We start from the raw sequence: 19,989 nt of genomic DNA on the forward strand, positions 1-19,989 counted from the left end.
AGGCGACCCTACTCCCCCGCGTAGTCGCCGAAGCTCCAGTACACGCCCTCGGGATCGCGGCAGGTGAAACCGCGTGACTCGTAATCGGTTTCATCGCGCAGCTCACGGACGATCGTCGCGCCCGCCGCGACCGCGCGGGCGTACAGCGCGTCCGGCTCGGCGGTCACGATGTAGATCGCGCCGATCCCGGCGGGCTGCTCGCTCAGGGTCGAGCCCGCGCGCACCGAGCCGAGCATGATGCCGCCGCCGCCCGGGTAGCGCAGCTCGGCGTGCTCGACGACGTCGCCGGAACCGTGCCGGGCGGTGCACTCGAACCCGAAGGCGTTCTCCAGGAACGTGATCGCGGCGCCGGCGTCCCGATAGATCAGGGCGGGCCAGATGGTGGCCAGGGTCTTGGTGGTTGCCGATTCGTTCATGGCTCTAGCCTGTCGCCCCGGCCCCCTGATGGTCTTGGACGAATGGGAACTCCTCGCGTTCGCGCCACACCGAGGGCGGCAATCCGGCCAGCTCACGCCATTCGCGGGCCATGTGGGCCTGGTCGTAGTAGCCGGTCAGCGCCGCGATCTCGGCGAGCGGGGGCGGATCGGGCAGCCGCAGCATCAGGTGCGAGCGCTCGAAGCGGGCCAGGCGCACCGCGTCCTTGGGGGTGATGCCGAACTCGGCGGCGAACCTGCCGCTCAGATGCCTACGGCTCCAGCCGATCTCGTCGGCGACCGCGGCCACCCGCACGCTCGGATCCGCGCCCGACAGCAGATCCCAGGCGCGCGCGAGCTCGGGATCCCAGCGCACCGGCCGCATCCGGCGCAGCAGGATCTCGTCGAAGATCGCGAAGCGCGCGTTCCAGTCCGCGGTGGCGGCGAGGCGTTCGCGCAGTTCCCCGGCCTCGCCGCCGAGCAGCGCGTCCAGCTCGACCATCCAGGAACCCAGCGCGGCGGTGGGAACGCCGAGGAGCGCGCGGCAGCCGCGCGGGGTCAGCGTGAGCTGGACGCCGTGCTGATACCCCGAATGCGCGATGACCACCGGCCGGACCGTGAGCCCGCTGGCCAGGGTCTCCCAGCTGCCGCCCGGTTGCTCGGGATGGGCGGTGACCGGAATCCGCAGCGGCTCGTCGAGGGTGACGATCACGGTCAGGCCCGGACCGGGCATTCCCACGTGAACGCCTGGTTCGAATCCGCGCAAAAGGTAACCCTCGTAACCGAGGACATACTCGCGCAGGCGCGGATCGGGTACACCGCTCGCGCCCTCCGACACACCGGACACCTCCCCACCGTAGGCGGGTCCGGTGCGAACGCGCGGGGCGGAACCGGCTTCTCTCGCGGTTCGTTGTCCGATTGCCATAGAGTTTCGGTCGGAGGACCGCACGAAGAAGGGGATCGCGATGTACAAGACCGGGCTCGAGCGGGCGGTTGTCTCCCTGCTCGACAATGGGGCGCAGGTACAGGCTCCCGCCGTCGCCAAATACGTGGACAAGCTGCGGCGCAGCCACCCCGACGAATCCCCGGCGCAGATCATCGCCCGTATCGAGAAGCTGTACCTGACCACCGTCACCGGCAGCGGCACCGCGGTCGGCGCGACCGCGGCGGTCCCCGGCGTCGGCACCGTCGCCTCGATCGCGGCCATGAGCGCGGAGACCGCGTTCTTCATGGAGGCCTCGGCCGTCTACACCCTGGCCGTGGCGGCCGTGCACGGCGTGGCGCCCGAGGACAAGGAACGCCGCCGCGCGCTCGTGCTCGCGGTCGTGCTGGGCGACAGCGGCATGGCGATCGTGCAGAAGAGCGTCGGCCACTCCGCCAAGAACTGGGGCAACCTGCTGGCCAACAAGATCCCCGGACTCAGCGCCATGAACGACTCGCTGCTCAAGCGCTTCATGGTGCAGTTCCTGGCCAAGCGCAGCGCGCTCATGCTCGGCAAGGTGATCCCCGCCGGAATCGGCGCCGTCATCGGCGGTTTCGGCAACCGCGCCCTGGGCCACAATCTGATCGACAACTCGCGCAAGGCTTTCGGCCCGCCGCCGCGGGTCTGGCCGCAACTGCTCGTCATCGACGCCGATCCGCTGCCCGCCGTGGAAGCCGCGCCGAAGAAACTCCAGAAGTGAGCCAGGCGCGCGCGCTCGCCTTCGCCGCCGCCGGGCTGAGCCGGAGCTTCGGCTCGGCCCTCGCGGTGGACGGGGTCAGTTTCGTGGTGCCCGCCGGGACGATCGCGGCGCTGGTCGGGCCGGCCGGCGCGGGCAAGTCGACCGTGCTGCGCATGCTGCTCGGCCAGGTGCGCCCGAGCTCGGGCACCGCGAGCGTCGGCGGACCCGGCTCGGGGGTGCGGCGCGGCCGCCAGCCCGTCGGGGCCGTGCTCACCCCGCGCGGACTGCATCCGGCCCGGACCGTGCGCGCGCAGTTGCGGGTATTCGCCGCTGCCGCAGGCGTTTCCGACGATCGAGTGGACGCCCTGCTCGCCCTGACCCGGCTCGACGCCGTGGCCGGGGAACGGATTTCGACGCAGTCGCCGGGTGCGCAGACGCGGCTGGCGCTGGCCGTGGCACTGCTGGGGGATCCCCCGCTGCTGGTGCTGGACGAGCCGCTGCAGGGCCTGGACCTGTCCGAATGCGCCTGGCTCTTCGAGTATCTGCAGGCGCACGCCCGGCGCGGCGGCACGGTGCTGCTGACCTCGCGCACCCTGAGCACCGTGGTACCGGTGGCGGACGAGCTGATCGTGCTCGATCGCGGCAAGATCACCTATCAGGGCAGCCCGGCCCGCCTGCGGCGCAGCCATCCGGATCGGTTGCTGGTCAAGGCCTCCAGCCCGATCGCGCTGGCCACCACCCTGGCCGCCCAGGGCTTCACCGACGCGGTCATGCGCCCCGACGGCCGCCTGGCGATCGCCGAAGTGACGCTCGCCCAACTGGAATCGGCCGCCTCCCAGGCTCGCGTCCAGCTGACCGAGATCACCCCCGAACACATCCACCCGGACCAGGTCCTGGCCACCCTGACCCGCTCGGCCCCCGCCCCCTACCCGACCCCCGCCGCCTACGGCATGCCGCGTTGACCACGAATCCCCACCCCGCCCCGCGACCCACGGCAACCAGCGGCGAGCCCGAATGCCCGCCCCCGCAACGGGTCTCCCCGTCTCGCCCGCATCCCGCGCACCGCATCGCGATCGGAGTTCGAGGCGCGTGCCCGCACCCGGTCGGCAGCTCGCATCCCGACGCGGCTCGGACCGCGGCGGGTGGCAGGATTACCGCCTTCCTCAGCGGGGACGGCTCGACCCACGGGGACCGCGCCGGCCGCACCCACGCGGGCGCCGGCCGGACCGCGATCAGCGGTTGCCGCCGTTCATCCGTGCCCGCGGGCGCCCGTTCGCCACGAAAGGACTTTCGATGATCCGCATCGCTGTGCCGGAACCAGTAGTGCGGGCGGCGCGCTCGGAGGCGCGCAAGGCCGGGTCGCTGCGGGTGAATCAGGCGCTGGGCGGACTGATTCCGGTGCTGGCGGTGCTGGCGTTCGCCACGCTGGGGCTGGTCCTGGACAAGCTGCCGTCCGACGACGAGGACCGGATCCTCTCGGACGCGGGCTGGCCCGGGCTGTTCGCCGCCCTCGCCATGGTGACCGCCGTCCTGGCGGCCGGGGTGTTCGGCGCGCTGTCCGCGGGCGCGGAGTACCGGTACGGATCGCTCGCGGTGAGCGCGCTGTACACCCGCGACCGCAACGTGCTGCTCGGGGCGAAAGCCGCCGTGGTGGCGGCGATCTCGCTGGCGACCGTCCTGCTCGCCGAAGCCCTCGGGGTGGGCGCGCTGCTGCTGTTCGGCCGGGACCGGGTGCAGATCGGGGCCTGGCTGTTCGCCGTCCTGGCCGGGGTGGCGCTGGCCGCGGTGTGCTGGTCGGTGCTCGGCACGGCCCTGGGCTTCCTGCTGCGCTCCCCCGTGCGCGCGCTGGCGATCGGGCTGGCCGTGGTGCTCCTGGAACCCCTGCTGTGGCTCATCGTCCGCGCCGCGGGCATCCCCGCCGTAGCCGCTGTGCTTCCGGTGTCGGCCACCATCGGCACGATGACCAGCAGTGAGTTCACCGACGGCGGCCTGATCGCCCCGACCCCCGCCGCGATCGTCGTGCTGCTGGTCTGGACGGCCGGCGCCGCGGGCGCGGCGTGGTGGTTCACCACCACCCGCGACCTCTGACAACCGGCCCGGCCGCGCTCAGCCGCGATCGGCGAACATCCGCCGCCAGATCTCGTGGTCGGTGCGCGGGCCGCCCGGGGTGTCGCCGCCGTACTTCGCGATGAGGGCGGGCAGATCGAGCGGAACCGTGGGCGCGGTCATGGCGGACAGTTCCGCCTCGACCGCGGCGTCGGGCACCAGCCAGCAGACCTCGAACTCGATGCCGTCGGGATCGGCGGCGTACAGGGCCTTGGTGGAACCGTGGTCGGACGCGCCGGTCAGGGCGTTCGCCGCCGACAGGGCCGCGCGCACGCGGGCCAGCTCGTCGAGGGTGTCCACCTCCCAGGCCAGGTGGTAGAGGCCGACCCGGCCGGTGCGGTGCGGCGTCGACGGATCCGGCGACTGGAACAGGCCGAGGTCGTGATCGTTGGCCGAACCGGGGGCCTGCAGGAACGCGCCGCCCGGGAAACCCATCGGCAGCCGGCGGAACCCGAGCACCTCGGCGTAGAACGCGACCGAGCGCTCCACGTCGGAGACGAACAGCACAGCGTGGTTGAGACGCTGGATTGGCATGGGCGCGGCCCCTTTCGAATGGACTGGTCCGTCCAGCCGATCACGCTGACGCCGTCGGGCACAAGGCGACGTCCCGACTTCGCACCCGGACACTCCACGGACGCGCCGCCGGCGGCCCGCCACGCGGGACAACCCGGGCATCCGGGAACAAACGGGGGGTGCTCGGATCGTTGAGGAAGCAGATGAGTGTGCGGCGAGTGGATGAGATCGGGGGTGACCCCGTGGTGAGCGCGACAGCCGGGAACGGGCGGACCGACGGCTGGTTGCGGCGGCTGTGGCAGCGGTCCAGGGCGCATCCGTGGGTGCTGGCCGGAATCGGGCTGGCCGTGCTGGTGGGCGCGGTCATCGAGGTGACCGGGCCGCTGCTGGCTAAACGCGCGCTCGACGGCGCGACCGCCGGGAACACCGAGATCATCACCGCCATGGCCGGGCTGCTGGCCCTGCTCGCCGCCGCCCGCTTCCTCACCAGCTTCAGCCGCCGCATGCTCGCCGGGCGGCTGGCCCTGGACGTGCAGCACGAACTGCGCCTGGATCTGCTCGGCGCGCTGCAGCGCCTCGACGGCCCGGGCCAGGACGCGCTGCGCACCGGGCAGGTCGTCTCGCGGTCCATCTCCGATCTCACCCTGGTGCAGGGGCTGCTGGCCATGGGCCCGTGGTCCTCGCTCGCCGCCGTGCAATTCGTGCTCGCGGCCGGGGTCATGCTGTGGCTCTCGCCGCCGCTGGCGCTGACCGCGCTGCTCGTGGTGCCGGTGCTCGGGCTGGTGGTCTACCGGGTGCGGCCGCGGCTGTACGCGGCCACCTGGTCCGCGCAGCAGCGCGCCGCGGATCTGGCCCAGCACGTGGAGGAGACCGTCACCGGCGTGCGCGTGGTGAAGGGGTTCGGCCAGGAGGCCCGCATGGTCGACGTGCTCGAGCGGCACGGCCGCGACCTGTACGCGGAACGAATGCGCGCGGCCCGCATCGACTCTCGCTTCGCGCCTACCCTGTCCGCCATCCCGCAGCTCGGCCTGGTCGCGGTCATCGCGGTCGGCGGCGCGCTGGCCCTGCGCGGAGCGATCGGCCTGGGCACCTTCCTGGCCTTCAGCGCCTACGTCGGCACCATGACCGCCGCCACCCGCACGATGTCCATGGTCGTGGTGCTGGCCCAGCTGACCCGCGCCGCCGCCGAACGCGTCAACGAGGTCATCGACAGCGCACCGGAGCGGACCGATCCCGACCACCCGGTCGCGCTGCCGCGCGGGCCGCTCGGCGTCGAGATCGAGGCTCTCACTTTCGGTTTCGCCCCCGACCGCAACGTCCTCGACGGCTTCGACCTGACCATCGCGCCCGGCGAGACCGTGGCGATCATCGGCCCGGCCGGGTCCGGCAAGTCCACCCTCGCCCTGCTCATCCCCCGCTTCTACAGCCCGCAGTCGGGCCGGATAAGCCTGTACGACACCGACTCCCGCGCCGACATCGCCGATCTGCGCGCGACCGACCTGCGGTCGGCCGTCGGCGTCGTCTTCGACGAGGCGTTCCTGCTCTCGGACACCATCTCCGCCAACATCGCGCTGGGCCGCCCCGAGTCCACCGCCGCCGAGATCCGGGCCGCGGCGACCCGGGCCGCCGCCGACGAGTTCATCACTGCCCTCCCCGACGGCTACGACACCGTGGTCGGCGAACGCGGCCTCACCCTGTCCGGCGGCCAGCGCCAGCGCATAGCCCTGGCCCGCGCCCTGCTGACCGACCCCCGCGTCCTCATCCTCGACGACGCCACCTCCGCAGTGGACGCCCTCACCGAGGCCGCGATCTTCGACGCCCTCCCCACCGATCACCCCCGCACGACCCTGATCCTGGCCCACCGCGAGTCCACCCTCGCCCGCGCCGACCGCGTGATCCGCCTTCCCGCACCCCCGCCGGCCGCCGCCGACCCGGAGACGGCGGTACACGCCGCTCTGAACCCGCCGGCACTCGCGACCGGCCTGCCGTCGCGCACAGGCGATGGACCGGCCGCGAATGGTGCAGCGGCCGTACCGGAGTCGACGTCGCTGCGCGACGACGTTCCCGCGGAAGTGCGCCGTGGTCTGCGCGGGCTGCCTGCCCCGCACGAGCGGCCCGAGATGGACGGCGCGGCCCTGCGCGAACCCGACCCCGGGTTCCGGCTGGCGAGCGCGTTGCGGCCGGTGCGGTGGCTGGTCGCGGGCACCATGGCGCTGCTGGCGCTGGAAGCCGTTGTCGGGGTCGGGTTTCCGTCGATCGTGCGGTACGCCATCGACGGGGGCGTGACGCGGCAGGACGCGGGGGCGCTGGTGCTCGCGGCCGGGGCCGGGATCGCGCTGGCCGTCGTGGGCTGGATCGCGGCCTCGACCGCGCTGGTGTGGGGGGCCAAGGCCGGGGAGCGGGTGCTGTTCGGCCTGCGGGTGCGCAGTTACGCGCACCTGCAGCGGCTCGGGCTCGACTACTACGAGCGCGAGCTGTCGGGCAAGATCCTCACGCGCATGACGACCGACGTCGACGCGCTCTCCACCTTCCTGCAAACCGGTATGCCCGACGCGCTCGTGAGCCTGCTCATGGTGGCGGGCGTGGCGGTGGCGCTGACCGTCATCGACGCGCGCCTGGCCCTGGTCGTCCTGGTCGCGCTGCCGCCGCTGATGCTGGCCACCTGGGCGTTCCGCCGGGCCTCCAACGCGGCCTACAGCGCCTCGCGCGAGCACGCCGCGACGGTGAACGGCGACTTCGCGGAGAACGTGGCCGGGTTGCGGGTCGTGCAGGCGCACCGGCACGAGGAGCGCGCCGCGCGCCGCTTCGCCGAGTACTCCGGCCGCTACCGTGACAGCCGGATGCGGGCCCAGCGCGCCATCTCGCTGTTCTTCGCCTTCGTCGGCGGCTGGGCGGACGTGGCGCTGGCCGCGGTGGTCTTCCTGGGCGCGCGGCAGGTCGCCGACGGCGTCACCAGCGCGGGCACCCTGGTCGCGTTCGTGCTCTACCTCGGGCTGCTGTTCGGTCCGGTCCATCAGCTGTCCCAGCTCTTCGACGGGTACCAGCAGGCCCGGGTCGGCCTGCGGCGCATCGGCGAACTGCTGCGCACGCCCTCGTCCATCGCCCCCGACCCGGCCGGCGCGGTCGCGGCCGAGCACGGGTTGCGCGGCGAGGTCGAGTTCGACCGGGTGCGCTTCCGGTACCCCGGAACCCGCACCGCCGCCCTCGATGGTGTGAGTTTGCGAATCCCCGCCGGATCGAGTCTGGCGCTGGTCGGAGCCACGGGCGCGGGCAAGTCCACGATCGTGAAACTGCTTGCCCGGCTTTACGACATGCCGCGTGAGGCAAATCACGGTTCGACCACGGCGCTATCGAAGATCGATATAGCGGATTCGCATCACGGCGCCGAAAACGACGAGGAAAACGGCGCTATCAGGGTCGACGGCATCGATATCCGCGACTACGCGCTGGCGGGCTTCCGTTCGCGCCTCGGGGTGGTGCCGCAGGAAGCTCACTTATTCGCCGGCGACATTGCCAGCAACATTGCATTTGGCAAACCTTTTGCGAGTCTTGCGGAGATCGAATCGGCGGCCGCCGCGGTGGGCGCGCTGCCCGCCATCGACGCCCTGCCGCTGCGAATGCGGCAACCGGTGGGCGAACGAGGTCGCGGACTGTCGGCGGGACAGCGGCAGCTGATCGCGCTGGCCCGCGCCGAACTGGTCCGCCCGGATCTGCTGCTACTGGACGAGGCGACCGCCGTCCTGGACCCCGCCGCAGAGGCATCGGTGCTGGTAGCGAACGAATCGGTGACCCGGGGCCGCACCTCGGTAATCGTCGCGCACCGCCTGGCGACGGCCGCGCAGGCCGATCGGATCGCCGTCGTGGAACACGGGCGAATCACCGAAATCGGCACTCATGAGGAATTGCTATCAATAGGAGGTCACTACTCTCGCCTGTGGGCTGCGGCGGGCAGCGAAGTAGGAATATTCTCGGGCGAGGACGAGTCGTCACGAGAAGATGTGTCCGCTCGGTGGTAGTCCATGCCCAGGCGCGAACAGGCGTGGGCATATCCTCAGAGGGGGCGCGTCGGTGCGCATCCGCCGATTACCCGTGCCGGGCACGTCACAAACGTCGCAGCGCGAAGAACGAAATGAGGCGAACACCTGCTGTGAGCAGCTCAACATCCCAGTTCGGACAGAACCAGTGGCTCGTCGACGAGATGTACCAGAAGTACAAGCAAGACCCGTCGTCGGTCGATGAGAGCTGGCACGAGTTCCTCGCGGACTACACGCCGGAAGCCACCGGCGACTCCGGCAACAGCCAGGCAGTAGCCCCCGCTCCCGCCGCCGCGGCTCCCGCGCCCGCCCCCAAGGCGGCTCCGGCGCCCGCCAAGGCCGCCGCCCCCGCGGCCCCCGCCGCGCCGAAGCCCGCACCGGCCCCGGCGCCCGCCCCGGCCGCCGCGCCCACCCAGGAGCGCGCGCCCCAGACCGTTCCGGCCAAGACGTCCAACGCCGCCCCCACCGCGGGCGCGCCGAAGACCGAATCCGCCGACGAGTCCAAGGTGCTGCGCGGTCCGGCCGCGGCCATCGTCAAGAACATGTCGGCCTCGCTGACCATCCCCACCGCCACCAGCGTCCGGGCCATCCCCGCGAAGCTGATGATCGACAACCGGCTGGTCATCAACAACCACCTCGCCCGCACCCGCGGCGGCAAGATCTCCTTCACCCACCTGCTGGGTTACGCCATCGTGCAGGGCATCAAGTCCTTCCCGAACATGAACCGGCACTTCGCCGAGATCGACGGCAAGCCGAACGCGGTCACCCCCGCGCACACCAACCTCGGCCTGGCCATCGACCTGCAGGGCAAGGACGGCAACCGCACCCTCGCCGTCGCGGCCATCAAGAACACCGAAGACATGACCTTCGCGCAGTTCCACACCGCGTACGAGGATGTCGTGCGACGGGCGCGCGCGGGCAAGCTCACCAACGACGACTTCAGCGGCGTCACCATCTCGCTGACCAACCCGGGCACCATCGGCACCAACCACTCGGTGCCGCGGCTCATGCCCGGACAGGGCGCGATCATCGGCGCCGGCGCCATGGAGTACCCGGCCGAGTTCCAGGGCATGGCCGACGAGCAGCTGGCCGACATCGGCATCGGCAAGCTCCAGACGCTGACCTCGACCTACGATCACCGCATCATCCAGGGCGCGGAGTCCGGCGACTTCCTGCGCGCCGTGCACAACCTGCTGATCTCGGACGAGTTCTACGACGAGATCTTCCACGGCATGGGTGTGCCCTACGAGCCGGTCCGCTGGCGCAAGGACATCAAGGAACGCGGCATCGACAAGTCGACCCGCGTCCAGGAGATGATCTCCGCGTACCGCAACCGCGGTCACCTCATGGCCGACACCGACCCGCTGCGGCTGGTGCACGACAAGTTCCGCTCGCACCCGGACCTCGATGTCACCCAGCACGGGCTGACCCTGTGGGACCTCGACCGCGAGTTCAACGTCGCCGGCTTCCACGGCAAGGAGCGCATGAAGCTGCGCGACGTGCTGTCGATCCTGCGCGACGCGTACTGCCGGCACGTGGGTGTGGAGTACACCCACATCCTGGATCCCGAACAGCTGCAGTGGATTCAGGACCGGGTCGAGCAGAAGCACGAGAAGCCCTCGGTCGCCGAGCAGAAGTACATCATGTCCCGGCTCAACGCGGCCGAGGCGTTCGAGACCTTCCTGGCCACCAAGTACGTCGGCCAGAAGCGCTTCTCGCTCGAGGGCGCCGAGGCCGTCATCCCGATGATGGACGGCGTCATCGACCAGTGCGCCGAGTACGCCCTCGACGAGGTCGTCATCGGCATGCCGCACCGCGGCCGCCTGAACGTGCTCGCCAACATCGTCGGCAAGCCCTACTCGAAGATCTTCACCGAGTTCGAGGGCAACATGAACCCGGCGGCCACGCACGGCTCCGGCGACGTGAAGTACCACCTGGGCGCGCGCGGCACCTACATCCAGATGTTCGGCGACAACGACATCGAGGTGTCGCTGACCGCCAACCCCTCGCACCTGGAAGCGGTCGACCCGGTCCTCGAGGGCCTGGTGCGCGCCAAGCAGGATCTGCTCACCAAGGAAGACCTCGTCACCAAGGGCGAAGAGGCGCGCACCTTCTCGGTCGTGCCGCTCATGCTGCACGGTGACGCGGCGTTCGCGGGTCAGGGCGTCGTCGCCGAGACCCTGAACCTGTCGGGTCTGCGCGGCTACCGCACCGGCGGCACCGTGCACATCGTGGTGAACAACCAGATCGGCTTCACCACCTCGCCGGAGTACTCGCGCTCCACCGAATACTCCACGGACATCGCGAAGTTCATCGGCGCGCCGATCTTCCACGTGAACGGCGACGACCCCGAGGCGTGCGTGTGGGTCGCCAAGCTGGCCGTCGACTACCGCCAGAAGTTCAACCGCGACGTCGTGATCGACCTGATCTGCTACCGCCGTCGCGGCCACAACGAGGGCGACGACCCGTCGATGACCCAGCCGTACATGTACGACGTCATCGACACCAAGCGCTCGGTGCGCAAGACCTACACCGAATCGCTCATCGGCCGCGGCGACATCTCCATGAAGGAGGCCGAGGACGCGCTGCGCGACTACCAGGGCCAGCTGGAGCGGATCTTCAACGAGGTTCGCGAACTGGAGAAGTACCGGCCCGAGAAGTCCGAGTCCGTCGAGGACGAGCAGCAGATGCCGGCGAACATGGTCACGGCCGTGGACAAGTCGGTGCTGCAGCGCATCGGTGACGCGTTCGTGAACGTGCCCGAGGGCTTCAGCGTGCACCCGCGCGTCAAGCCGGTCCTGGACCGCCGCAAGGAGATGGCGTACGAGGGCAAGGTCGACTGGGCCTTCGCCGAGCTGCTGGCCTTCGGCACGCTGATCGATCAGGGTCACGCGGTGCGCCTGACCGGTCAGGACTCGCGGCGCGGCACCTTCACCCAGCGGCACTCGGTCATCATCGACCGCAAGACCGGTGGCGAGTACACCCCGCTGCACAACATCGGGTCCGAGAAGGCCGGCTGGTTCGCGGTGCACGACTCCGCGCTGTCCGAATTCGCCGCCGTCGGTTTCGAATACGGCTACTCGCTCGGCAACCCGGACGCACTCGTGCTGTGGGAAGCGCAGTTCGGTGACTTCGTCAACGGCGCGCAGACCATCATCGACGAGTTCATCTCCTCCGGTGAGGCCAAGTGGGGCCAGCTCTCCGAGGTCGTGCTGCTGCTGCCGCACGGTCACGAGGGCCAGGGCCCGGACCACACCTCCGGCCGTATCGAGCGCTTCCTGCAGTTGTGCGCCGAGGGTTCGATGACCGTGGCGGTTCCGTCCACGCCGTCGAACTACTTCCACCTGCTGCGCCGGCACGCGCTGGACGGCATCCGCCGCCCGCTGGTGGTCTTCACCCCGAAGTCCATGCTGCGCAACAAGGCCGTGGTCTCCGACATCGAGGACTTCACGGACAACAAGTTCCGCAGCGTGCTCGAGGAGCCCACCTACGAGACCGGCGACGGTGATCGTTCGAAGGTCAAGCGCGTGCTGCTGACCTCGGGCAAGATCTACTACGAGCTGCTCGCGGAGAAGGTCAAGAACAACCGCGACGATCTCGCGATCGTGCGCGTCGAGCAGCTGTACCCGATCCCGAAGTTCCGCCTCAACGAGGCCCTGGAGGGCTACGCCAACGCCACCGATCTGGCGTGGGTCCAGGAGGAACCGGCCAACCAGGGCGCCTGGCCCTTCTTCGGCCTGAACCTCCCGGAGATCCTTCCCGCCCGCTTCGCGAAGCTGCGCCGGATCTCCCGCCGCGCCATGTCGGCCCCGTCCTCGGGTTCGTCGAAGGTGCACGCGGTGGAGCAGGCCGAGATCATCGCCGAGGCCATGAGCCCGACCTCCTAGGCGAAAACCGTTCCGCCGCGGGGCCGGATCTCCTTCTGGAGGTCCGGCCCCGTTGCGTTCGAGCACCTGCGGCAGGTGGTCCGGCTCGCTCCGCCCGGCACGCTCTCGGCCGGAATCGCCCACCGCGGGTACGGGTCCCGAGATCACCGGGGCAGCCGTCGGCCCCGGCGCGGATCAGCGGCTGATGCCTGCCGCCCGCGCCGCGCGGAGCCAGTCGGGGAACTCGCCGAGCAGACTCGTGTAGAGGGCGGGATCGTCGAGCTCGTCTATGTCGAGGGCGGGGAAGAAGCCCGCGTTGTCGACGGTGCGGCCGTCGAGCTCGTCGAGGGTGTGCAGGACGCCGAAGTTGGCCTTGCCGAGGCCGATGAACTGCCAGAAGGCGGGGAGGTTCGCGGCCTCGCGCATCAGGCCGGCGATCTCGCGTTTCTTGGCGAAGCCGCCGTCGGTGAAGAACAGCACCAGGGTGGGCGGGCCGCCGGGCTTCAGGGTGCGCATGACCTCGCGCATGATCGGCATCTCGACGTTGCCGAGGCCGATGAAGTCGTAGTCCAGGCCCTCGCGGGTGCCGGACAGGTGCAGGTACTTCTCGGTCCACGAATGCGCTTGTTCGACGGTGATGTTCGGGAGCTTCAGGAAGTCGCGGGCATACAGGTAGGGCTCGAGCACGCCGTCGTCGTCCAGCTGGATCGCGATGGGGATCATGCGCTCGACCACCCGGTGCACCACCTTCTCGTTGTACAGCTTGCGCATGCTGCCGGTCTTGTCGATGACGAGCACGACGCGGGCGCGCACACCGGTGGCCTGCTTGGTGAGCAGCACCTTCGCGACCTCGCGCTTGCGGAAGTCGAGGCGCTCGCGCTGTTCGGCGGGGAGGGCGGATTCGCCAGGGACGCTGCGGATTTCCAGCTGGGCCAGGGCGGGCGCGGGCGCGGCGGGCGCGGGCGCGGCGGGTGCGGATGCGGCGGCTCCGGCGGGCGCGGTTGCCGAAGCCGCGGCGGGCTCCGGCGAATCATCCACGCTCACACCGTGATCGGTGACCAGCGCGGCGAATCCGCCCGCGTACCCCTGCCCCACCGCGCGCACCTTCCACGCCTGCGCGCGGCGATAGATCTCCAGGGCGATGACCACGGATTCGGTGTCGAGCCCCTCGACCGTGTACTCGCACAGCGTGTTTCCCGAGCTGTCTCCCACGGCGACGACCGGCGGCGCGAAGCCCCCGAAGGTGGCGGCCGGATCGTCCAGGGTCAGCACCACGCGCACCTGGTCGATCTCGGCGGGCACGGCCGCGGGTGAAACCCACAGCGACGCGGGCGAACCCGCCACGAAATCGACCCCGGGCCCGGACGGCTGATTGAAGAAGACGAAGTCCGCGTCCGAGCGCACCTTCCCGTCCGCGGTCACCAGCAACGCGGACACGTCCACGGCCGCGGCGCTGCGCACCGAGATCGCGACGCCCGCCGCCTCCAGCGGGGCGTTCTGCCCCTTCGTCAGCGTGGCGACCATGACTGCTCCTTCGTGCGCGCGGGTTTTCGGCTGCCAGCCTACGAAAGGCGCGCCGCCACCGCGATCGTTCCGGCCACCCCGCGGCAATCGCGGCGCGTCCGCCATCGCACACGGTCCGGCCGCCGAGCGACCTGCCCGATCGCGCGCCGGGCGACTTCGGGGCCGAACCGGGCAATTATTCGGCCCGGTGAGGTGTTTCACAGACGGTGAGCGGACCCTTGTTCCAGGAATGCTCCCGGTCGTATATTCCACGTGGAATATTTGGCTTGGAGGATGGAGGCCCGAGTGAACCGGAAGCAGGCGGGTGTGGCGCTGACGCCGATGGCGATCGCGGTACTCGCGCTGCTGGAGGAGCGGCCCATGCATCCGTACGAGATGTATCAGCTGCTCATGACCCGCCACGAGGACGAACTGGTCAAGATCAAGCCCGGCTCGCTGTACCACACGGTGGCGCGCCTGGCGGAGCAGGGACTGGTGCTCGCGGAGGGCACGGATCGGGCGGGCAACCGGCCCGAACGCACCATCTACCGCATCCGCTCGGAGGGCCGCGCCCGGCTGCGGGCCCGCATCACCGAGCTCCTGCGCCTGCCGATCAAGGAGTACCCGGCCTTCCCGGTCGCCCTGGCCGAGGCGCACAATTTGCCGGTGCAGGAAGTGATCGCGCTCTTGCGCGAACGCCTGACCTGGATAGACGGTCGCAGCGCCGAGATCGAGGCGCTGCGCGAGTGGGCGGTGAGCCGGCAGGTGCCGCGTCGTTTCTGGGCCGTCATCGAATACATGCACGCGCTCAACGTCACCGAGGGCGAGTGGGTCCGTGCCTTCGTCGCCGACCTGGAGAGCGGCGAGCTGCCCTGGGAGGAGTTCGACCCGGAGACCGGCGAACGCCTCGAAATCCTGCCGACCGAAAGCCTGGGCTCGGATTGGGGCGCGGGCCTGAGCGCCGACGACGTGGCCGCGGTCCGCGAGGGCCGCAACCCGCTCGGACCGAGCGCCTCGTGACCACTTCTCTTTCCGGGCAGCCCTTTTCGGCCGCCCCCGCCAGACAGGAAACCTGAATCCATGTCCACCGAACGCAATCCGTGGCTGGCGCTGTACGCGCTGGTCGTCGGCTTCTTCATGATCCTGTTGGATATGACCATCGTCGCGGTGGCCAACCCGGCCATCATGGACGATCTGAACGCCGATATCAGCAAGGTCATCTGGGTGACCAGCGCCTACCTGCTCGCCTACGCGGTGCCGCTGCTGATCACCGGCCGGCTCGGAGATCGCTTCGGCCCCAAGAACATCTACCTCATCGGCCTGGCCGTGTTCACCGCCGCCTCGCTGTGGTGCGCCATGTCCGGCAGCATCGAGATGCTGATCGCCGCCCGCGCGGTCCAGGGTCTGGGCGCCGCGCTCATGACCCCGCAGACGATGGCCGTCATCACCCGTACCTTCCCGCCGGACAAGCGCGGCGCGGCCATGGGACTGTGGGGCGGCGTCGCCGGCCTGGCCACCCTGGTCGGCCCGATCCTGGGCGGCGTGCTGGTGGACTGGCAGGGCTGGGAGTGGATCTTCTACGTCAACGTCCCGATCGGCATCATCGCGTTCGCCCTGGCCGTCTGGCTGGTGCCCGCGCTGCCGACGCACGAGCACAAGTTCGATCTGGTTGGCGTCGCGCTGTCGGCCGTGGGCATGTTCCTGCTGGTCTTCGGCATCCAGGAAGGCAACACCCGCGATTGGGACGCGCTGATCTGGCTGCTGATCGCCGCGGGCGTGGTGGTGCTCGGCCTGTTCATCGTCAACCAGGCCCGCAACACCGGTGAGCCGCTCGTGCCGCTGAGCCTGTTCAAGGACCGCAACTTCGCCATGTCGAACCTGGCCATCGCGGCCATGGGCGCCTCGGTGACCGCGGTCTTCGTGCCGTTCTACTTCTACCTGCAGCAGGTGCGCGACATGTCGCCCACCCGGTCGGCGCTGGTGCTGGCGCCCATGGCGATTCTGACCGGCGTCTTCGCGCCCATCGTGGGCAAGCTGTCCGATCGGATGCCGCCCCGGGTGTTCCCGACCATCGGTTTCGCCGCGTTCTCGGCGACGATCTTCGCCTTCGCCGCGCTGATGAAGCCGGACGCCTCGATCCTGGCGTTCCTGGTCATCGGCGGCGTGGCCGGTATCGCCAACGCGTGCATCTGGGCGCCGCTGGCCACCACCGCGACGCACAATCTGCCGGTCTCGCAGGCCGGTGCGGGCGCGGGCGTCTACAACACCACCCGCCAGGTGGGTTCGGTCCTGGGTTCGGCGGCGATCGCCGCGCTGATGTCCTCGCGGATCGCGGCGCAGAACCTGCCCGCCGGACCGATCCACGAGGGCGGCGCGGGAATGGCGAAGCTGCCCGACGCGGTGCTGGACAAGGTCAGCACGGCGCTGAGCCAGTCGATGCTGCTGCCCGGGTTCATTCTGCTGATCGGCGTGGTGGCCTCGGCGCTGTTCGTGGGGCACGGGAAGTCGGCCGAGCAGTCCGAGGCACGGCTCGACAAGGAGACCGTCGCGAGCTGATCGGTTCCCGCGCGCGGATCGGTTGCCAGACAGCCGATCTCACCTCTCACACAGCGAAATAGGCAGGCTCCCGATCGTTTTCACGGCCGGGAGCCTGTTCGTATCCGAGGTCAGTAGGCCAGCGCGATGAGCCAGTGCCAGTCGAGGCGGATCTCGATCGGCATGTCCAGCACCGTTTCCCCGACGATCGGCAGCAGGCGGCGATGCGGGCGGTAGTGCCCGAGCACCAGGACGAAGGTCTGGATGTAGGCGACCCGGTCGCGATCCATGTAGACCAGCCAGTACCAGGGGATTCCGGCCGCGGCGTACTCCGCCTGCTTGTCGGTGGTGTCCACGCGTTCGCTGACCGGGGTCACCACCTCCACCACGACGCGGATGCGCGAGGCGGGCAGCAGGCCCATTTCCGAAGGGCTGCAGGAGAACATGACGATGTCGGGCCTGCGCACGGTGAGGCGCGGGGTCTCCCACAGCAGCACGTCCAGGCCGGTGCCGACGTAGAGCACGCCGTCCTGGTAGCGGCTCATATGGGTTTCGGCTGCGCTCTCGAACATCGACGACAGGTGCTTGGCCGCGTTGCCGTGCCAGAGACTCGGGGCTTCGGCGCGCACGATGTCGCCGTTCACCACTTCGACGAGCCGGGCGAACTCCCGGGGGAGCTGGTGCCAGTGGTCGAGCGTGAGCGGCTCCGGCTGCAGGTTCTCCGCCCGCGCCCACTCCAGTACTCCGGTCACGCGGGGCTCCCTCGGATGGGCTCGGACGGGGGTCGACGGGCAGCGCCGATCGTAATCCCGCGGCGGCGGCCAAGAGGCCGTTCGGCACTTTGCCACACCGAAAACCTCCGGGCAGCACGGCAAATCGGTCGAACCACACCGGGTTTCGGCGAGTGCGGGCCGCTCAGCCTCCGACGCGGATCGTCACCGAGGGATAGCCGCTGGCGCCGTCGGGCACCACGTCGCGGCGGTCGGCGGTCTGGGTCTCGCCCGTGCCGTCGGTGGCGCGCGCCCACAGCGTGTGCACGCCGGGCTCGGCCTGCCAGTCGAAGGCCCACTGCCGCCAGGTGTCGATGGTGGGTTCCGCGGCCAGGCGCGCGGGCCGCCATTCGCCGTTGTCGACGCGGACCTCGACGCCGCGGATCCCGCGATGCTGCGCCCACGCGACGCCGGCGACGGTGACCGTGCCCGGCGCGAGGGTGCCGCCGCGCGGGGTGTCGATGCGGGTGCCGGTCTTGATCGGGCCCCGCTCCGACCAGCCGCGTTTGGTCCAATACGCCTGCGCGCGATCGAATCTGGTGATCTCGAGTTCGGTGACCCACTTGGTCGCCGAGACGTATCCGTACAGTCCCGGCACCACCAGCCGGGCCGGGTAGCCGTGCGCGGTCGGCAGCGGCTCGCCGTTCATGCCCACCGCCAGCAGCGCGTCGCGGCCGTCGGTGAGCGCGGCCAGCGGGCTGCCCGCGGTGAACCCGTCGACGCTGCGGGACATCACCATGTCGGCGTCCGGGTGCGGCCCGGCCTCGGCGATGAGCTCGTCGAGCCGATACCCCAGCCACTGCGCGTTGCCGATCAGGTCCCCGCCCACGGGATTCGACACGCACGCCAGGGTGACGAGCCGCTCGACCGGCGTCCGCGCGTCGAGATCGGCCCAGCTCAACCGGATTTCGCGATCGACCATGCCGTGGATCCGCAGCGACCAGTTCTCCCGGCTCAGCTGCGGCACGGTGAGCGCGGTGTCGATGCGATAGAAATCGGCGTTCGGCGTGAGATACGGCGTGAGCCCCGGCAGCCGCAGGTCGGCCGCCGGATCCACCACGACGGGAACGCCTTTCGGCGTGGGCAGCACGACCTCGGCCCGCTCCCCCGCCACGCTCCGCGTCCGCGCCCCCAGCACGCGCCCCGCGATCCCCGCCCCGATACCCGCGCCCGCCGCGATCACGATCCCCCGCACCACGAGCCGCCGCTCGACCGCGACATCGTCGGCCGTCGCGCTGCCCCGGCCGCTCGTTACCCGTTGCGCGCCCGCCGGTTCCGCCCCCGAGGGCCCACCGCCCGGCCCGGTCACCGGATCGAGGTCGGTTGTCCCGCCCGCCGACCGGCCGGTGCCGGACTCAGATACGTCCGATATAGGCGACGATTCACGGTCTCGCGTCGCCGCATGAGCCGAATCGAGCGCGCCCGCACCTGCGGCCGCAACGACGCCCGCCCAGTCCTCGACGCGGTCGATCAGCGTGCGCAGCACCATGATTCCGGCCCACGTGCCCAGCAGCGCGGGCAGCGTCCACGTCCACGAGGCCTGCGACCGCGAGAGCGCCGCGAGAGCGGCCGCCAGCCCGAATCCCGCGAACAGCACCGACCCCGCAGGCCGCGCGGACCGCTCGACGAGCCCCGCGACGCCGGCGACCAGCACAGCCACGACGCCCATGACCACGAACAGCACGAGCTTGTCGTTGGTCCCGAAGCTCTGGATGGCCCATTCCCGCACCCCGTCGGGCGTGTGGTCGACGACCCACGCTCCCACGGCCTGCAGCGGGCCCGAGTCCGGACCGATGAACGCCGCGACGACCTCGGCGACCCCGAGGGTCACCCCGGCGGCGACGATGCCACTCCCTATCCGGAATCCACGACCGGTCACACCCCCGACCCTACTGCCCGATTCGCCGCTTCCCCACGGCCCGCCGGTGACATAACCGTGACGGGCGCGGGGGTGGTGAGCGTCAGCGCGGGGCGTAGTTGATCATCCACGGGATCGAGAACTTGTCGGTGATCATCCCGAACGCCTCGGCCCACTCGGTCTTGCCGAGCGGCATCGCGACCTGCCCGCCGGCGGCGAACGCGTCGAACACCCGCTGGGCCTCGGCCGCGCTGTCCACGTCCAGGCTCACCGAGAACGCCGGACGGTCGAAGCTCACCGTCTGCCCCGGCGGGACGTCCGAGCCCATGAGCAGCGAATCGCCCAGCGGCAAGGTCACGTTCGCGACCTTGTCGCGGAACTCCGCCGGAAAGTCGTCGGTGCCGCCCATGTCGGCGAAGCGGGCGATCTGGAGCTCCCCGCCGAGCACGGACCGATAGAAGACGAATGCCTCCTCGGCATTGCCGTTGAAGACGAGATACGGATTCACAGCGGTCATGTCTGCCTCCTCGGTCGATTCCTCGGGTGGCCGAACGCGTGCCACCCACAGGGTATGACGACCGGGATGCCCGAATTTCATCGGCCACGCGACGGGCCGCACACGATTCGGCACGCAGCCGAGCCCGAGCGCACCGGACACCACAGCGCCGGCTGCGACCCCGACGAAAAAGCGCCGCCCGCGGACATGTCCGCGGGCGGCGCCTCGTTCGAC

The 19,989-nt window shown here is 70.5% G+C and carries 14 protein-coding genes; 7 read left to right on the forward strand and 7 right to left on the reverse strand.

The features are described from left to right. Positions 1-8 precede the first annotated feature (8 nt). Positions 9-416, reverse strand: a complete 408-nt coding sequence (locus tag ACWDOP_RS37465; RefSeq protein ID WP_456348853.1) for a VOC family protein — start codon at positions 414-416, stop codon at positions 9-11. A 4-nt stretch (positions 417-420) separates the two neighbouring features. Then, a complete protein-coding gene (locus tag ACWDOP_RS37470) occupies positions 421-1,260 on the reverse strand; it encodes a helix-turn-helix domain-containing protein (RefSeq protein WP_456348854.1) in 840 nt (279 codons plus the stop codon). Between the two features lie 118 nt (positions 1,261-1,378). On the opposite strand from ACWDOP_RS37470, the gene ACWDOP_RS37475 reads away from it, so the two are divergent. The 3 genes from ACWDOP_RS37475 to ACWDOP_RS37485 all read left to right on the forward strand — a co-directional run bounded on the left by ACWDOP_RS37475 (position 1,379) and on the right by ACWDOP_RS37485 (position 4,162). Beyond that, complete coding sequence (locus ACWDOP_RS37475; RefSeq protein WP_456348855.1) at positions 1,379-2,095, forward strand: hypothetical protein; 717 nt, start codon at positions 1,379-1,381, stop codon at positions 2,093-2,095. Then, positions 2,092-3,036 carry an ABC transporter ATP-binding protein gene (locus tag ACWDOP_RS37480; protein WP_456348856.1) on the forward strand — a complete coding sequence of 315 codons (945 nt, stop codon included), beginning with the start codon at positions 2,092-2,094 and terminating at the stop codon, positions 3,034-3,036. Before ACWDOP_RS37475 ends, ACWDOP_RS37480 begins: the two co-directional genes overlap by 4 nt. A gap of 331 nt (positions 3,037-3,367) precedes the next feature. Beyond that, entirely contained in the window at positions 3,368-4,162 is a 795-nt protein-coding gene (locus tag ACWDOP_RS37485; protein WP_456348857.1) for an ABC transporter permease subunit, read from the forward strand. A gap of 18 nt (positions 4,163-4,180) precedes the next feature. Here the strand turns inward: ACWDOP_RS37485 and ACWDOP_RS37490 are convergent, their stop codons facing one another. Then, complete coding sequence (locus ACWDOP_RS37490) at positions 4,181-4,714, reverse strand: VOC family protein (RefSeq protein WP_456348858.1); 534 nt, start codon at positions 4,712-4,714, stop codon at positions 4,181-4,183. A gap of 182 nt (positions 4,715-4,896) precedes the next feature. On the opposite strand from ACWDOP_RS37490, the gene ACWDOP_RS37495 reads away from it, so the two are divergent. Both ACWDOP_RS37495 and ACWDOP_RS37500 read left to right on the forward strand, forming a co-directional pair. Then, positions 4,897-8,709 (forward strand): ABC transporter ATP-binding protein, encoded by a 3,813-nt coding sequence (locus tag ACWDOP_RS37495; protein ID WP_456348859.1) that lies wholly within the window; start codon positions 4,897-4,899, stop codon positions 8,707-8,709. Between the two features lie 113 nt (positions 8,710-8,822). Then, a complete protein-coding gene (locus ACWDOP_RS37500) occupies positions 8,823-12,614 on the forward strand; it encodes a multifunctional oxoglutarate decarboxylase/oxoglutarate dehydrogenase thiamine pyrophosphate-binding subunit/dihydrolipoyllysine-residue succinyltransferase subunit (protein WP_456348860.1) in 3,792 nt (1,263 codons plus the stop codon). 174 nt (positions 12,615-12,788) lie between these two features. On the opposite strand, the gene ACWDOP_RS37505 is transcribed toward ACWDOP_RS37500, so the two are convergent. Further along, a complete protein-coding gene (locus ACWDOP_RS37505) occupies positions 12,789-14,117 on the reverse strand; it encodes a vWA domain-containing protein (RefSeq protein WP_456348861.1) in 1,329 nt (442 codons plus the stop codon). Positions 14,118-14,402: 285 nt separating this feature from the next. On the opposite strand from ACWDOP_RS37505, the gene ACWDOP_RS37510 reads away from it, so the two are divergent. Together ACWDOP_RS37510 and ACWDOP_RS37515 are read left to right on the forward strand one after the other, a co-directional pair. Further along, entirely contained in the window at positions 14,403-15,116 is a 714-nt protein-coding gene (locus ACWDOP_RS37510; protein ID WP_456348862.1) for a PadR family transcriptional regulator, read from the forward strand. Between the two features lie 60 nt (positions 15,117-15,176). Continuing rightward, positions 15,177-16,652, forward strand: coding sequence for a DHA2 family efflux MFS transporter permease subunit (locus ACWDOP_RS37515; protein WP_456348863.1), 1,476 nt, complete (start codon positions 15,177-15,179; stop codon positions 16,650-16,652). A 110-nt stretch (positions 16,653-16,762) separates the two neighbouring features. Here ACWDOP_RS37515 and ACWDOP_RS37520 read toward each other — a convergent pair whose 3' ends face one another. The 3 genes from ACWDOP_RS37520 to ACWDOP_RS37530 all read right to left on the reverse strand — a co-directional run bounded on the left by ACWDOP_RS37520 (position 16,763) and on the right by ACWDOP_RS37530 (position 19,776). Next, on the reverse strand, positions 16,763-17,383 hold the full coding sequence (locus ACWDOP_RS37520) for a Uma2 family endonuclease (RefSeq protein WP_456348864.1): 621 nt from the start codon (positions 17,381-17,383) through the stop codon (positions 16,763-16,765). Between the two features lie 163 nt (positions 17,384-17,546). Then, positions 17,547-19,280 (reverse strand): molybdopterin-dependent oxidoreductase, encoded by a 1,734-nt coding sequence (locus ACWDOP_RS37525; RefSeq protein WP_456348865.1) that lies wholly within the window; start codon positions 19,278-19,280, stop codon positions 17,547-17,549. Between the two features lie 82 nt (positions 19,281-19,362). Beyond that, positions 19,363-19,776 (reverse strand): VOC family protein, encoded by a 414-nt coding sequence (locus ACWDOP_RS37530; RefSeq protein WP_454202827.1) that lies wholly within the window; start codon positions 19,774-19,776, stop codon positions 19,363-19,365. Positions 19,777-19,989: the final 213 nt, after the last annotated feature.

This window comes from Nocardia sp. NPDC003693, from assembly GCF_053981095.1.